Raw genomic sequence first — 14205 nt, forward strand, 5'->3', positions numbered from 1 at the left:
TAATGCAAAAATGGTGTTGATGGATTTCTCTATCAACACCAAATATCATAGAACCCAACAAACTGCCTCGTGGTCCACGTTTCGGCGCCATAATGGCAAAAAAATCGGTTATTTCAGAACTTAAACGTTTCTGAAATAACCGATTTTTGAGTTATATCCCGGACCCTTTGTATTGACTTAAGTATTTAACAACTCTGCCCGATCAGCTAATCTGCCGCGTCCAGAGGTTTCATGGCATAAGTGCAATCGTCGGCTTCATCGAAAAAGGAAATTGGTTGGTGTTCGTTGGCGTGAATCGTCAGGTGATAGCCGAACTTATCCTGAAAAGTAAGCTGTGTGTCGTTAAGGTTCTTTACGGAAACCTGTAACTGGTGGTTATCAATCTGCACGTCAAGATTAGGACTAATTTCTAACCGGTGACGCCGCTGGTTGTGGGGGTCAACAAACTGCCACGTTCCGACATAAAATAACGGCGACTCGCTGGGCTGGGGCTTTTTCTTTCTGCGTAATGAGAACCCACCTGTTAGACCAGCCACGAGTGAAATGCCAAATAATGCGATCTCCCGACCTTTCACCGGTAATCCCTCCCTTGAATTTTGTAGTTACTCTCAATATACCATCTTTGGACAGAAAACAGGTGCTTTTTCTCCCGGATTTTAAGAAATTTAATTCATTGCTATCCCTAGCGCGGCCTGACTGTTAGAATAAAGTTAATGACAGATAATTGATGGAGGGATTGCAATGATTCGCATTGGAACTGTAGGAACGAACTGGATTACGCAACAATTGGTTGAGGCGGTTGCTTTATCGAAGCGTTACACGTTAGCAGGGGTCTTCTCCCGGCACCAAGACACGGCAGATGCCTTCGCTGACAAGAACCACGCTGAGAAGAGCTATACCGATTACGCAACGATGCTCGACCAGGCTAATCTGGATGTCGTTTACATTGCGTCACCAAACAGTCTACACTTCAAGCAGGCTATGGCCGCAATTGATCAGGATATTTCCATTATCGTTGAAAAGCCGGCTTTTAGTAATCGGCGGGAAATGGCCGCAATCATGGCCGAATTGAAACAACATCCGGCGGTGAAATACTTTGAAGCCGCTCGGCACGTTCATACCCCTAACTTCAAGGCTATCGAGAAGGCACTCACGGCATTACCAACCGTTCAGGGGGCCGCACTGACCTACATGAAGTATTCATCCCGGTATGACAATGTTTTGGACGGCGAACGGCCAAATGTCTTTACCAAGGAATTCTCCGGTGGGGCACTCCAAGATCTGGGGGTTTACCCGATCTACTTGGCCATTGCCCTGTTTGGCCAGCCTGAAAACGTGGCCTTCTTCCCAACGATCATTGCAACCGGCGCCGATGGCAAGGGCTTAGCCGTTCTTCGTTACGGTGACTTTGACGTGACCGTTAACTTTGGGAAGACCAGCAATGCCTATGCCTTATCTGAAATTTACGGTCTGAAGGAAACGATTACGATTGACAGCGCGGGTGAATTGACGCACGTGGAAGAACGTGACGCTAAGGGACAAGCCACGGACCTGAGTGCTGCTGACTTAGCTAACCCGATGTTGCCAGAAGCCGAAGACTTTGCCCGGATTCTGGAGAATCCAGATGACCAGCAAAACGTCGTTGACTATCAGCGGTGGTTGCAATGGAGTTTAACGGTCAACCAGGTACTCTTCGATCTGCGGGTTTCCGCTAATCTGAAATTCCCAGCTGATCAACACTAGAAAGAGGAAAATACATGTTAAAACAATTTGAGGCGCATTTTAAGGACTTGGGCTACACTGAACCGACTGCCATTCAAACGGCCGTCTATGAACCGTTAGTGGGAGACCAGAACGTCTTGGGCCTTGCACCGACCGGTTCGGGGAAGACGGTCGCGTTCACGCTACCAGCCTTGGCGAACCTGATGCCCGGAGAAGGGACCCAGCTGATTGTGCTGGAACCCTCACAGGAATTGGCGATTCAGACGAGTCGCGTGATGCGTGACTGGGCCAAGTTACTGGATTTAAAGGTGGTAGCCCTCACCGGGGGTGCCAATGTTAAACGGCAAACGGAACGACTGAAGAAGCGGCCAGAAGTGGTCGTGGGGACGCCCGGACGGGTTCTCAATCTCGTGACTGACCGAAAGCTCAAGCTGCACTTGGTGTCACTCCTGATTGTGGACGAAGCCGATGACTTATTGACCGGAGACACCTTGGATACAGTGCGTTCGATTGCTCAGGATATGCCAGCAGATGTGCAATTGGGCTTTTTCTCAGCAACTGATACGCCCATTTTACATGAGCTGGAGCAGTGGTTCGGTCAAGCCGTTAACCGGATTGACGTGCGGCAAGAAGATCAGACACAGGGCGTGGTGCGCCACGGCCTGTTGCAAGTGGGGATGGGCAAACGCGATCAGATGTTAAAGCGGATGCTCGCCATGCCTAATTTCCGGGCGTTGGTCTTCTTTAAGCAAGCCAATACGTTGCGGCAGACGGCAACGCGATTCTATCACGAGCACATGTCCGCAGCGAGTCTGACTAGTGATCTCCGGCAGGTTCAACGGGAGAAAGCCCTACAAGACTTCCGATTGGGTCGGACCCGGTTGTTACTGACGACGGATGTTGCGGCGCGAGGGTTGGACATTCCCAAGCTGCCAGCCGTCATCAACTATGATCTGCCAACTTCCGTGAATGAATACGTTCACCGGGTGGGTCGGACTGGCCGAATGGGTGAACCGGGTCAGGTGATTAGCCTAGGTGATGATCATGACCTGCGGGATTTAAAGAAGTTGCTTAAGGATACCGATTATGACCTGGTGCCCCTGTACTTTAGCGGTCGCTCGCTGACCACGGAAAAGCCCGTTGCAACGGTTGCGCCTCAAGCCAAGGCGGCGGAAAAGCCGGTCAGTGTTTCTGCTGAGGTTACCCAATCCAAGGGCGATCGGCAGCCGGTCGTGGTGGGCAAAACAACGCAGGCAAGCGGTGCCGCACAACCACAGAAACAACAGCCAAATCCAACGAAGAAAAAGAAGCATAAGAATCGTCATACCAAGAACAAGGGAATGCGTAAGAAGTGGCGCGATCGCGACGCTCAGCAGTAATTGTTCTTTAGAAATAAAATAATCCGTGGTAAACTTAATAGCGGATTATTTTTATTGGCCCTATAGCACAACTGGATAGGGCACTCGCCTCCTAAGCGAATGATCCCGGTTCGAGTCCGGGTGGGGCCATTTTTAAAGCGTGCAGCCGGCTACCTGAGGATGCACGTTTCGACACGGTCGCCTGAAAACCGATCAGAAGACAACAATAAAGGTGCGACCGGGAATATGATTTCCCTGGTCGCACCTTTGTCTTTCAATTAGGCGCCTTTAGTGTTGGGCATGATCAATGATCCAGTGGCCGCTGTTAGCTAATCGATACCAGTCATAGAGGGGCGTGTCCCGACCGCCGTAGTTGTATAGCCAATATTGCGAGGGGTAGACGTGCGTCTTGGCCTTTAACATGACCTGACTAGGGTGATTGGGCTTAACGGTTGAGACCAGTTTGTGACCGCTGCGCCAAGTATTGTAGCGGTAGAGATGGGTATCGTGGGTATTCATGTAATAATATTTCTTTTGATAGATGACTTCATAGACCTTTTTATCTGCAGTCTTGCGGGCGTAAAAGACCTTCTGGTTTGAGACGACGCGCCCGGTGGCTGTTTTCTGATGCTTAGCCGTTGTTGCACTTTTGTATAATTTCATATATTCATAGTTACCGTACATAAAGGCGCGGGCAAAGGTCTTATGCGAGAATGAATTGGTTGGTGTCACGGCGTAGTGCCAGGTCTTAGCCTCGGCCTGACTGGGAATTAAGAAGAACAATGCGATCATTGCGGTTACCAGTAGCCCAAATTTTTTAAGTGTCAAGATACAGACCTCCCTTGTATGAGTTAAGCATATCAAAGTTTTGGGTATTTATCATTATTTTTCTATAATCATTTTCTTAACTGGTGGGATTGCAGCTGGTTGCGAGTAGTCAGTTCTGACGAAGTGTAACGGTGAGGGGCTCGCGAATGGGCAGTGAGCCCGGCGTGATCCCATAAAAGCGCTTTACATTTGAAATCATCCGTGCCAGAATATATTATAAGTTTTGTTATAAACAGGGATAATTTCGTGCACGGTTATCGACTTAGTTATGACTGTATACATATAGAAGAAAAAATTATTGAGAGAGCGGGTTATTTAACATGGGTGTTGGTTATAAATTACTATTTCGGGCGATCTTTTGGTCAGCCTTAGCCTGGTATTTCTGGTTCTTCAGTGGGGCACAGGCCTCGGGCGGCGTTGGGATCATTCAAATGATTTTTGCTGTCTTATCCACGATCGCCGCGGCCTTCTACATCGTGATGTTCCTGATCGGCTGGATGAAGAGTTGGGGCATGTTTCAGGGAAAGGGCGACAAGAAAGATAATTAGCATTCCTGGGGAGGAATTGAATGTTTCATAAAGCGATGAGTGATGCCAATGCGTGGCTGAGTCTTACCCTGATTTTCGGAGTCATCAAGGACGTCATTGGCCTGTTTCAACACCGTGAGTTGCTGGTCGTTTGGCTCTGGCAGTATCATGATTGGCGTGTCTGGGGCTTATTTATCGGAATTCTAGCCGTGTATTGGGGACTGTGGGTGTTGATCTTTTGGGGATTGCGTAAGCTTAAACAGGTGATGGGCCGGAACGATCCCCCCGTCACAAAACAATAAAACGGTATCGAACGGGAAAATCCTTCAGAAATTTCGCGTTTGGTACCGTTTTCCTTTATAATAAAGATATTCAAACAAGAGGAGGATTTTCGATGGAAAATTCAGAATCAATGAATCCTAAAAAATTTAGTCGAATTTTAGTTGGGGTAGACGATTCCCCCGATGCACAGCTGGCCTTCCGCTACGCGATGAATCGGGCCAAGTTTGACAACTGCGAGTTGGTCATTTGTTCCGTGCTGGAGTCAGATAACATGAATATCTACCAGGCTTTGAGCAAGAACTATGTCCATGGACAACGCGCGGATCTGCAAAAACACTTACAACAATATCAAAAATTAGCAGAACGCTTTGGGATTACCAAGGTTACCATCATCATCGGGGAAGGGGACCCTGGTGAAACGATCGTGAAGAACATTATTCCCGAAGTTAAGCCAGATCTACTAGTGATTGGGTCACTCTCTCAGACGGGTGTTCGGAAATACTTTGGGAGTCAAGCGGCCTATATGGCAAAATATTCTCCAGTTTCCGTGATGATTGTTCGTTAGGCGGCTCACGGGGCTTTTCACGACTGCATGTGAAAATAATATACAAGTAAGCCCTTGCATTGGGAAACTTTTTTTCATACAATGGGTCTTATGCAAAAAGTTTCTCCCAGCTCAGCTGGGGTGGGAGAATCTGAATCGAGCATAGGAAAAGAGAGAAATTAGCATGCAGTTCGTCGTTTTGATTTTAGGTATTTTACTTTTACTATTTTTAATTATTCGCGTGAAGTTAAACACCTTTGTTTCACTGATCGTTACCTCAGTGCTGGTAGCGTTAGGGTTGGGAATGAACCCTGCCGACATTGCGACCTCGATTAAGGACGGGATCGGTAGCTCTATGGGCGAACTGATCATTGTCTTTGGGTTCGGGGCGATGATCGGTCGGTTAGTTGCTGATGCTGGTGGGTCGTACCGGATTGCCCGGACATTGATCAATATGTTTGGGAAGAAACGGCTTCAGGTGGCCATTGTGGTGGCTTCCTTCCTGATTGGGATTTCCTTGCTATTTGAAGTAGGGTTAGTTCTGGTCACACCAATCGTCTTCGCGGTTGCGTTGGAAGCTGAAGTGCCATTCCTCTACCTGGGGATTTCCATGGCTGCCGCACTGTCGGCAACGCAAGGGTTCCTGCCGCCACAACCAGCACCAACGGCCGTGGCCACGGTCTTGGGTGCCAACATTGGTGAAATGTTACTGGTTGGGATTATCGTGGCTATTCCCTGTGTGATCGTTGCCGGACCAATCTGGACGCGGGTCATCCGTCGGTTTAATCCAGATCTGTTCGTGATCAAGAAGTCCCTGCCTGCCTTTGGTGAGGTTAAGGAATTCGATTTGAAGGAAACGCCAGGTTTTGGGTTATCCGTTTTGACGTCACTGTTCCCAGTGGTCTTCATGGCAGCAGCCACGATTTACCAACTTGTCGCGGATGGTGGGGCAGCACCGAAGCATCCACAAGGCTTAGATGCCATTGTGGCGATGCTGGGTAATCCCGTTATTGCCATGGTGATTGCGTTACTGTTTGCCATCTGGTCCATGGGTTTCCACCGTCAACGGACGATGAAGGAAATCAGTGTGACCCTGGAAGATGCGATCAAGTCAATTGCCATGTTACTGATGGTCATTGCTGGGGGCTCAGCCTTCAAGGAAGTCCTGATTGATGGTGGTGTCGGTAAGGCCGTGCAACAGTTGATGATGCACTCTAGCCTGTCACCAATCCTCTTGGCCTGGTTGATCACGGTTATCTTGCGGATCTCTTTGGGTTCCGCAACGGTTGCCGGGATGACCTCCGCTGGGTTGGTCTTGCCACTGATGAACACGTTGAGTGCTGATCCCGTCATGGTTGCTTTGGCAATCGGTGCCGGCTCATTAGCGGCTTCTCACGTGAACGATGCTGGGTTCTGGATGTTCTCAGAATACTTTGACTTGAGTGTTAAGCAGACGTTCCAAGTCTGGACGACGCTGGAAACCGTTATTTCCGTCGTGGGTCTAGGCATGGTCATGTTGATGAATACGATTATTAACTAGTCATTTAAAGAAACCGGATTGCCCATACAGGGTGATCCGGTTTTTTAGTCGAATTGAATTGTAAGTCGTAACGAGGCAGTACATAAATTGAAAGGTATAAGCGGGAGCTAATTGTCGATTAACTTAGCGGCATGCTTGACTGCAAAAGGACAGCAAAAAGGGAGCTGGCTCACGGCCGGTTCCCTTAAAACTTACTTTTCTTCACGAATGATGTACATTGGACGGTGCTTGGTTTCCAAGTAGATCTTGCTAATGTACTGTCCGAGGATTCCCAGGCAGAACAACTGAATTCCCCCGATGGCCAGTAAAATCACCACTAGGGAAGGCCAGCCGGCAACGGAACCCCCAACGGTCAGGGCCCGAACGATCACAAAGATCAGGGCCACAATCGAGGCTAGGAACGAAAGACTCCCAACCCAGGTGGCGAGCCGTAACGGCGCGTTGGAGAAATCAATGATTCCCTCAATGGAATAAGCAAATAATTGCCGCAAACTCCAATGCGTCGTCCCGGCAGCGCGGGGTTGGCTCTCGTACGTCAGGTAGGTGGTCTTAAAGCCCACCCAGCTGAAAATCCCCTTGGAGAACCGGTTGAATTCTGGCAATGAGAGCACAGTGTCTACAAATTGCCGCGTCATTAACCGGTAGTCACGGGCGTTAGGTTCGATCCGCACGTCCGACAACCAGTTGATGACACTGTAGAAGCTCCGGGAGAGAAATGCCCGCAGGCGACTCTGACCACGACGTTCCTGCTGGATAGTACCAACACAGTCATAGTCACGATTTTCGATTAAATCGACCATTTCTGGTAAGAGCTCCGGTGGATCTTGCAGGTCAACGTCCATTACGGCGACCATTTCCCCGGTCGTGGCTTGTAACCCCGCCGCGAGCGCTGACTCTTTCCCAAAGTTTCGGGAGAACGACCGGAAGTGGACGGTCTCCGGATGTTCTTCGTGTAGCTGTTTCATTTCTTCTAAGGTGTGGTCGCTGGACCCATCATCCACAAAGATATACTCCGGTGTTACAGTGGGAGTAGGGGTGTTCATGGACTCGATCACCTTGCTAACGGTTCGGTAAAATAATGGAATAGACTCCTCCTCGTTATAGCAAGGAACGACCAGACTAAGCTTTTTCATCACAGACATTCCTTTCACACAACGATACCATCTTACCTCAAATATAGGGGGCTTGCCATTAAATTTTGCTTACAGACGGAAGTCAGGGAGAATTGTGACCTAATCTCCGGGATTAAAGCGCCTGTCACAGCAAAGGCGGGGGCGACATTTTGACAGCCAATTAAGACGTTTGAGCGGCTAAGTAGTCCGGGACGAGGACAATTGTTTCACTAGATACGATTAAGGTTGTCGCGGCTATGGGAATCGGGTAGAGTTCTCTGTAACCCCTCAGAAATGGTGTGGTTCTTTTCCGGATCAAGTGAGCGATCGCACGGGTGACGCGCGGCTTTAACGACTCGGCTGGTCAGTGATGCCACTGTCTGGGACGTGACCTCACTGAAATTGTTACCGTTTCAAAGTACAATCGGGCGCGGTTCTGCTATAATTGACCGTAATCAAACAACGATAACCTGGAGGAAATATAGTGACGAAACCAATTAAAGTAATGACGGTGTTTGGAACCCGTCCAGAGGCCATCAAGATGGCCCCCATTATCTTGGCCATGCAACAGCGCCCCACGGAATTTACACCAATTACCGTGGTCACCGCGCAACACCGCGAGATGCTTGATCAGGTGCTCGAGATCTTTAAGATCACACCGGATTATGATTTGAATATCATGCGGCCCCAACAGACGCTGAGTGGGATTACGACCCGCGTGTTGAACCAGCTCGATGACGTCTTGACCGAGGCCCAACCCGATATTGTCCTGGTTCACGGGGATACCACGACCACTTTTGCGGCCAGCGTGAGTGCTTTTTATCATCAAACCATGTTGGGCCACGTGGAGGCTGGTCTGCGGACCTGGGACAAGTACTCCCCTTATCCAGAGGAAATGAACCGGCAGTTGACGGATATCCTGAGTGACTTGTATTTTGCCCCAACGGACCTATCCAAGGCTAACTTGTTGAAGCAGGCACATCCCTTAGAGAACATCTACGTGACGGGGAATACAGCCATCGATGCATTGAAGCAAACGGTGGATGCTAACTATCATCACGCGGTCTTGGATCAGGTTCAACCGGGCCACCGATTAATTCTCTTGACGATGCATCGGCGTGAAAATCAGGGGGCACCCATGCACGCGGTCTTCAAAGCGGTTCGGGCCGAAGTGGAAGCTCATCCGGATGTGGAAGTGATTTACCCCGTACATCTGAGCCCGGCCGTGCAAACGGTGGCTCGCGAAGAATTAGGCGGCATGGCACGTATTCATCTGATTGATCCCCTGGACGTGGTGGACTTCCACAACCTGTCGGCGAAGAGCTACTTTATCATGACTGATTCGGGTGGGGTGCAGGAAGAGGCCCCATCACTGAACAAACCGGTTCTCGTTTTGCGTGACACGACCGAACGGCCAGAAGGAGTCACCAATGGCACCTTGAAGCTGGTCGGCACTGATCCGCAACGCGTGACGGCGGCCATGGAAAGCTTGTTAACGGATCAAGCAGCTTATGATCAGATGGCGCAGGCCAAGAATCCTTACGGGGATGGCCATGCGTCAGAACGGATCCTGGCAGCGATTCAAGAAAAATTCAATGGAGGCAATGCTAATGGCTGAGACGGCGTATGACCGAGCCGAAATCAAGACGACTGAACAATTGTATGAAATTATGCGGGAGATTCACCAGCACGCGGCTAAGCACAATGAACGGTTTGATTATAAAATCTTGCGCAACGTTCATTTTGCCAATAAGGTTAAGAATCCGGTCACGCAGGAAATGAATGACGGTGATTCGTGGCGGGTGATGCAGATTGATAATCTCCTGGTCACCTCGTTTGGGGTGATTAACGTCGAGAGTAAGTACTGGCGGGGCATGATCTTCCATGACCTGTCGGAAGAAATCTTCTCGTCAAGCCTGGATGACTTTTCCGGTGTGAACTTGAGCGGACGGGAAAAAGAGGTGCCTAAGGCCTTAGCCAGTCATTTGGATCGTTTCTTCTTGCCGAACCTCTCCGAAGAAAATGAATCTTTGACCCAAGGCTATACAATGAGTCTAGAGCAGGAGGGCCGGGGGCAGCGCTCGATTACGCTGCATACGGGAATCAGTAATCCCGCAACCCAGGCGGAGCTCTCCTCAAAACTGCTGGTGCGTTACATTAACAGTGAGATTACCATGCACCGGCAATTGGAAAATAAAAACGATCGAATTATCGACTTTGTTAAGCCTTTGGTTTACTATAATTACTACGACCGTTACAATCACAGTAACTCATTAGTGGTCGGTAATAAAACCAAGCTGAACCCGCACGATGCGTACAATTGTACGGCTGTCGCCAATTACGATGACCTCGCAACCTTTATCGAAACTTTTCGGCAGGCCAAACGCGTGCGGTTCAGTAAAAGAACCCTAGAAAAAATGATTGGGACGCTGAAGTTCGCTGAGGACTACGGGTCGTTTTAGGGTTCACGAAAGGGGCCACAACTTGTGTGGAAGAAATGGCGTCCGCATTTAGCGGGAATTAACCGGATCATTCAAACCATCAGCAAACACTATCAAATGGCGAACGTGTCCGATTCAGCGGCCGTCTTGGCATACTATACGCTACTGTCGCTGTTCCCAGCGTTACTGGTTCTCGCCAGTCTATTGCCTTTTTTCCATATCGAGACGCGAACGGTCATGGATGGCATTGAGCCTTTTTTACCGGATAACATCTATGATATCTTGGCACCAATTATTCATTCATTTTTAAATAATCGAAATGGGAGCGTGCTGTCCATTGGGGTAATTGTGGCCATCTGGTCCTCCTCACGGGCGGTCGCGGCCTTTCAACGGACCGTTAATGGCGCGTACGGCGTGGTGCGTAAGCAAAATGCCATTGTGAATCGGATCGTGGCTTTCTTTTGGATGGTTGCCCTGATTGCCTTCCTGTTCCTCATGATGCTATTTTTCAGTGTCGGTCAGGTTATTTTGGAACGGTTAACGCCATTGCTCCACCTACCGACGCAGCTTCTGTCCTACGTGAATGCCGCCAAGTGGCCGGTTACCTTTGTGATGACCTTCTTTATCCTGATGATTCTGTTTTACTTTGTGCCGAGCGTGAAATTAAAATTACGTTACGTCTGGCCTGGATCACTCACGGCGACACTCGGCTGGTTGCTCCTATCACAAGCATTTAGCTGGTACTTGAAGTTTTTTGTGCACAATATCGATAGTTATAAAACGATCGGAACCTTCATTGTCTTGATGTTCTGGTTGGACTTTACGGCGTTGATCCTGATGTTCGGGGCGGTGCTGAACGCCGCCATTCAGGACCTGGTCGAGGGCACCATTGAGGAGCAGGCGGTCTTCACCTATATCCTGCGGAATCGTCTGAAACGCAACAATAAAGGGGACTAACCGTATGTGGCCGTTTCTTTACCACAACGGCTTGCAGGTCGCCCGAGACCACTTTGATTTAAAAAAGTAGACAAAAAGAGTACGTCCCATCAAATCCCAATCGGCTTGATGGGGCGTACTCTTTCATTCAACTCACCGTTTGGCTTGGGCGTGAGCGACGAGTTGACTGGCAAAGTCATCCAACTCGTCGATAGCGGCTTGGTCGGGTTCCAGGTTGATCTTGACGCTGGTAGCTCCCTGCTGGGCACCGGTCAGCTTGAAGGCCGCCTCGAAGTGATCGACGGTCGTGTTGTAGAACTCGCCGTAGAAGGTGTCCCCGGAACCGGCGACGCCAAAGGTTTTACCGTGCAGGTCGAGTGCCTGCAGATCCTCGTAGAAGTCGAGGCCTTCATCGGGCAGCGACCCCTCATCGTAAGTGTACGCACAGACCACACAGATATTGGCCTGTTGAAATTCGGCTGCATCCGTCTGCGAGATTTCAGTCTCCGTGACCTGACACCCTAGGTCTTCCAGTTTTTCCGTGACGATGTCCGCCACGTCTTCGTTATTACCGGTGATTGTTGCAAAGACAACGTGTGCTGTTAGCAAAAACACTCACTCCTTTGGTCATGTTGGTTGCCGTTAATTATAGCAGGCCAAGGTGATGGTGACTAGGGATGGTTCGGCTGGGGGATGATGGCGGCGGTGAAAAGATGATTGACTAACTAAAGCGTCATTGGGGTCGTCATCTGGGGGAGAGAACTGGTAAAATAATGACAGAAAACGAGAAAAGGATGTGACCTGAATGGCCGTAATTACCATGATTGAAGCGCAGAAACGCAGTGGTCGGTTTAATATTTACGTTGACGGGCACTATGCATTTCCCGTTAGTGACAGTGTGTTGGTTGATTTCCGCCTGTATAAGGGGATGGAGATTGATAAGACGCTAGAAGAGCAGTTGACCGCCGCCGATGACGTGGCGAAGGCGTACAATCGGGCGCTAGATTATCTCTCGCACCAACTGCGAACGGAAAAGGAAGTTGCCGATAAACTGGTGACTTTGGAAATTCCGGAAGACACGATTGATCAAACCCTCAAAAAATTGCGTGACTTTGCGCTAGTGGATGATGCGCATTACGCCGCCAGCTATGTGCGTACTGTGATGCATACGGGAGATAAGGGCCCCCGTGTGATTCGCCAGCATTTGCGGCAAAAGGGTGTTGGTGAGAAGGTTATTGACGATGCGTTGGTCTTGTATACGCCAGCCGATCAACTGGCCGTGGGGACGGCCGTTGCGGAGAAGCTGGCCAAGCGTTACCAGCACAATTCCACACGTAATCAGGAACAAAAGATGCGGCAAGGTTTGATGACGCGGGGGTTTGGCGGTGATGAGATTAAAGCCATGCTCGATGCGGTTGATCTCACACCCGACGTGGATGAGCAACAGGCGTTGTTGGCCAAGCAAGGCGAGAAGCTGCTACGGCGTTATCACGCTTTGAGTCAATCAGAGCAACAGTATAAGACTAAGCAAGCCTTGTATCGTAAGGGATTCAAGCTTGATGACATTAGTCAATGGCTAGCTGATTTAGGGGAATCGGCTGAATAGATGGTCATCGTGTTTTCAGAGTAAGGGGGAGTAGCCATGAATTCTAAAGTATGGGGAACAGTTCTGGCATTTGCTGCAGTTCTAGGAATCAGTGGGGGTCTGGCTTGGTGGTTCAACGATCAAGCGAAGACGCAAGCGGAACCTAGGGCCAGCAGTAGCTCGATTGTGCGGCAGGTCCAACCCAAGAAAGTCAAAAAGGTAAAAAAAGTCGCTAAACCACGCCCGACCGCGGCGACCCGCGAAATTGATGCCGTCTTGCGGGCTAACCGGTTTGTGGGGACAGCACTGGTTGTGCATAACAATCAGGTGATTTATCAAAAGGGTTGGGGGTACGCGGATGCGGCCGCCCACAAGAAGAACGGTGCACACAGCGTGTATCAACTAGCTTCCGTACAGAAGTCCTTTACGGCTGGGCTAATCATGAAGCTGGCTAGTGAGGGGAAGCTGAGCCTGACCGATCCACTCGCCAAGTATTATCCATCGATTGCGGGGGCCAACGAGATCACACTGCGTGACATGCTGGATATGAAGAGCGGCCTCACACTATCGGCTTTTCCGGCGAAGCTGCGTTCGGAGAAGGGTATGATCAAATTCATCTTAGCCAATGTGGTTAGTCGCCCCGCACAGATTGGCAAGTGGGATTATTCGCCCGTTAACTTCATGCTACTATCGGGGATTATTGAAAAAGTCAGTCATCAAAGCTACCGTCACTACTTCAACGAGAACATCACCAAGGCGTGGAAACTGAAGCACACGGGGTTCGTCTTCAATATGGCGGACCAGGCGACCTATTCTCAGGGGTATCAAAATGCCAATAATGGCGATGTGACGGCCAATTATGGCCTGCGGTTTGGCGAGTCCACGGAATCCATGTACTATCAATTTGGAACCGGGCAAGTTTACATGTCCGCTCGCGATCTCTACACGGCACAACGTAATATGTTGCAAGGAAAATTGTATCCTGAAAATGACGTTAACGTGCTTCTGACACCGGGCACGTCGTCCATGTACGGTGGTGGGATGTATGACTATCCTGGATACATTCGGACACACGGGTTGGCCTATGGTTATGAAGCGACCTCGCTGTTGAGCAAGAATGGGACGGACGGCGTGGTTCTGTTAAGTAATTATTACCGCGTCAATCAGTTATCGCAGACGCCAGCTATTCAGATTTGGAATCTTCTACAAGCCGGCGAATTGGGAAAGTAGTATTAACACAAAAACAGGGACACGCGTCTTCGAGCTACCAGTCATTGCTGGCAAGTCAGAAGGGCGTGTCCTGTTTTGGTGGTTTAAGCGCTGAGTCAAC

At 49.7% G+C, this 14205-nt stretch carries 15 protein-coding genes and 1 tRNA gene; 12 read left to right on the top strand and 4 right to left on the bottom strand.

The genetic code is table 11. The annotated features are described in order from the left end of the window. Positions 1 to 206 precede the first annotated feature (206 nt). Complete coding sequence (locus FD28_RS00815) at positions 207 to 575, bottom strand: DUF4828 domain-containing protein (RefSeq protein ID WP_057731622.1); 369 nt, start codon at positions 573 to 575, stop codon at positions 207 to 209. A gap of 166 nt (positions 576 to 741) precedes the next feature. On the opposite strand from FD28_RS00815, the gene FD28_RS00820 reads away from it, so the two are divergent. The 3 genes from FD28_RS00820 (at position 742) to FD28_RS00830 (ending at position 3230) form a co-directional block, all read left to right on the top strand. Then, complete coding sequence (locus FD28_RS00820) at positions 742 to 1743, top strand: Gfo/Idh/MocA family protein (protein WP_057731625.1); 1002 nt, start codon at positions 742 to 744, stop codon at positions 1741 to 1743. A 14-nt stretch (positions 1744 to 1757) separates the two neighbouring features. After that, entirely contained in the window at positions 1758 to 3101 is a 1344-nt protein-coding gene (locus tag FD28_RS00825; RefSeq protein ID WP_057731628.1) for a DEAD/DEAH box helicase, read from the top strand. A 56-nt stretch (positions 3102 to 3157) separates the two neighbouring features. Then, positions 3158 to 3230: transfer RNA gene (locus FD28_RS00830), tRNA-Arg, on the top strand. A gap of 138 nt (positions 3231 to 3368) precedes the next feature. Here the strand turns inward: FD28_RS00830 and FD28_RS00835 are convergent. Further along, positions 3369 to 3908, bottom strand: coding sequence for a hypothetical protein (locus FD28_RS00835; protein WP_057731631.1), 540 nt, complete (start codon positions 3906 to 3908; stop codon positions 3369 to 3371). Between the two features lie 320 nt (positions 3909 to 4228). Between FD28_RS00835 and FD28_RS00840 the strand changes: the two genes are divergently transcribed. From FD28_RS00840 to FD28_RS00855, 4 genes are all read left to right on the top strand, one after another. Next, positions 4229 to 4456: a hypothetical protein gene (locus FD28_RS00840; RefSeq protein ID WP_057731634.1), complete on the top strand. Its 228-nt coding sequence runs from the start codon at positions 4229 to 4231 to the stop codon at positions 4454 to 4456. Positions 4457 to 4476: 20 nt separating this feature from the next. Beyond that, the gene (locus FD28_RS00845; protein ID WP_057731636.1) at positions 4477 to 4737 is read left to right on the top strand and encodes a hypothetical protein; all 261 of its coding nucleotides are present in this window, start codon (positions 4477 to 4479) and stop codon (positions 4735 to 4737) included. Between the two features lie 92 nt (positions 4738 to 4829). Next, complete coding sequence (locus tag FD28_RS00850) at positions 4830 to 5282, top strand: universal stress protein (protein WP_057731639.1); 453 nt, start codon at positions 4830 to 4832, stop codon at positions 5280 to 5282. Between the two features lie 163 nt (positions 5283 to 5445). Continuing rightward, positions 5446 to 6801, top strand: coding sequence for a gluconate:H+ symporter (locus tag FD28_RS00855; protein WP_057731641.1), 1356 nt, complete (start codon positions 5446 to 5448; stop codon positions 6799 to 6801). Between the two features lie 191 nt (positions 6802 to 6992). On the opposite strand, the gene FD28_RS00860 is transcribed toward FD28_RS00855, so the two are convergent. After that, the gene (locus FD28_RS00860) at positions 6993 to 7934 is read right to left on the bottom strand and encodes a glycosyltransferase family 2 protein (protein WP_057731644.1); all 942 of its coding nucleotides are present in this window, start codon (positions 7932 to 7934) and stop codon (positions 6993 to 6995) included. A 463-nt stretch (positions 7935 to 8397) separates the two neighbouring features. Between FD28_RS00860 and wecB the strand changes: the two genes are divergently transcribed. Genes wecB through FD28_RS00875 form a run of 3 tightly spaced genes read left to right on the top strand, consistent with a single transcriptional unit; the run spans position 8398 to position 11311 of the window. Beyond that, a complete protein-coding gene (wecB, locus tag FD28_RS00865; protein ID WP_157059799.1) occupies positions 8398 to 9531 on the top strand; it encodes a non-hydrolyzing UDP-N-acetylglucosamine 2-epimerase in 1134 nt (377 codons plus the stop codon). Beyond that, the gene (locus FD28_RS00870) at positions 9524 to 10375 is read left to right on the top strand and encodes a nuclease-related domain-containing protein (protein WP_057731646.1); all 852 of its coding nucleotides are present in this window, start codon (positions 9524 to 9526) and stop codon (positions 10373 to 10375) included. Before wecB ends, FD28_RS00870 begins: the two co-directional genes overlap by 8 nt. 24 nt (positions 10376 to 10399) lie before the next feature. Then, on the top strand, positions 10400 to 11311 hold the full coding sequence (locus tag FD28_RS00875) for a YihY/virulence factor BrkB family protein (RefSeq protein WP_057731649.1): 912 nt from the start codon (positions 10400 to 10402) through the stop codon (positions 11309 to 11311). A 132-nt stretch (positions 11312 to 11443) separates the two neighbouring features. Here FD28_RS00875 and FD28_RS00880 read toward each other — a convergent pair whose 3' ends face one another. Next, entirely contained in the window at positions 11444 to 11899 is a 456-nt protein-coding gene (locus tag FD28_RS00880) for a flavodoxin (RefSeq protein WP_057731651.1), read from the bottom strand. Between the two features lie 196 nt (positions 11900 to 12095). Between FD28_RS00880 and recX the strand changes: the two genes are divergently transcribed. Both recX and FD28_RS00890 read left to right on the top strand, forming a co-directional pair. Further along, positions 12096 to 12896: a recombination regulator RecX gene (gene recX, locus FD28_RS00885; protein WP_057731654.1), complete on the top strand. Its 801-nt coding sequence runs from the start codon at positions 12096 to 12098 to the stop codon at positions 12894 to 12896. A gap of 36 nt (positions 12897 to 12932) precedes the next feature. Beyond that, positions 12933 to 14105, top strand: coding sequence for a serine hydrolase domain-containing protein (locus tag FD28_RS00890; RefSeq protein WP_057731657.1), 1173 nt, complete (start codon positions 12933 to 12935; stop codon positions 14103 to 14105). Positions 14106 to 14205: the final 100 nt, after the last annotated feature.

It is taken from the genome of Levilactobacillus hammesii DSM 16381 (assembly GCF_001434395.1).
In the GTDB taxonomy this organism is placed as follows: domain Bacteria; phylum Bacillota; class Bacilli; order Lactobacillales; family Lactobacillaceae; genus Levilactobacillus; species Levilactobacillus hammesii.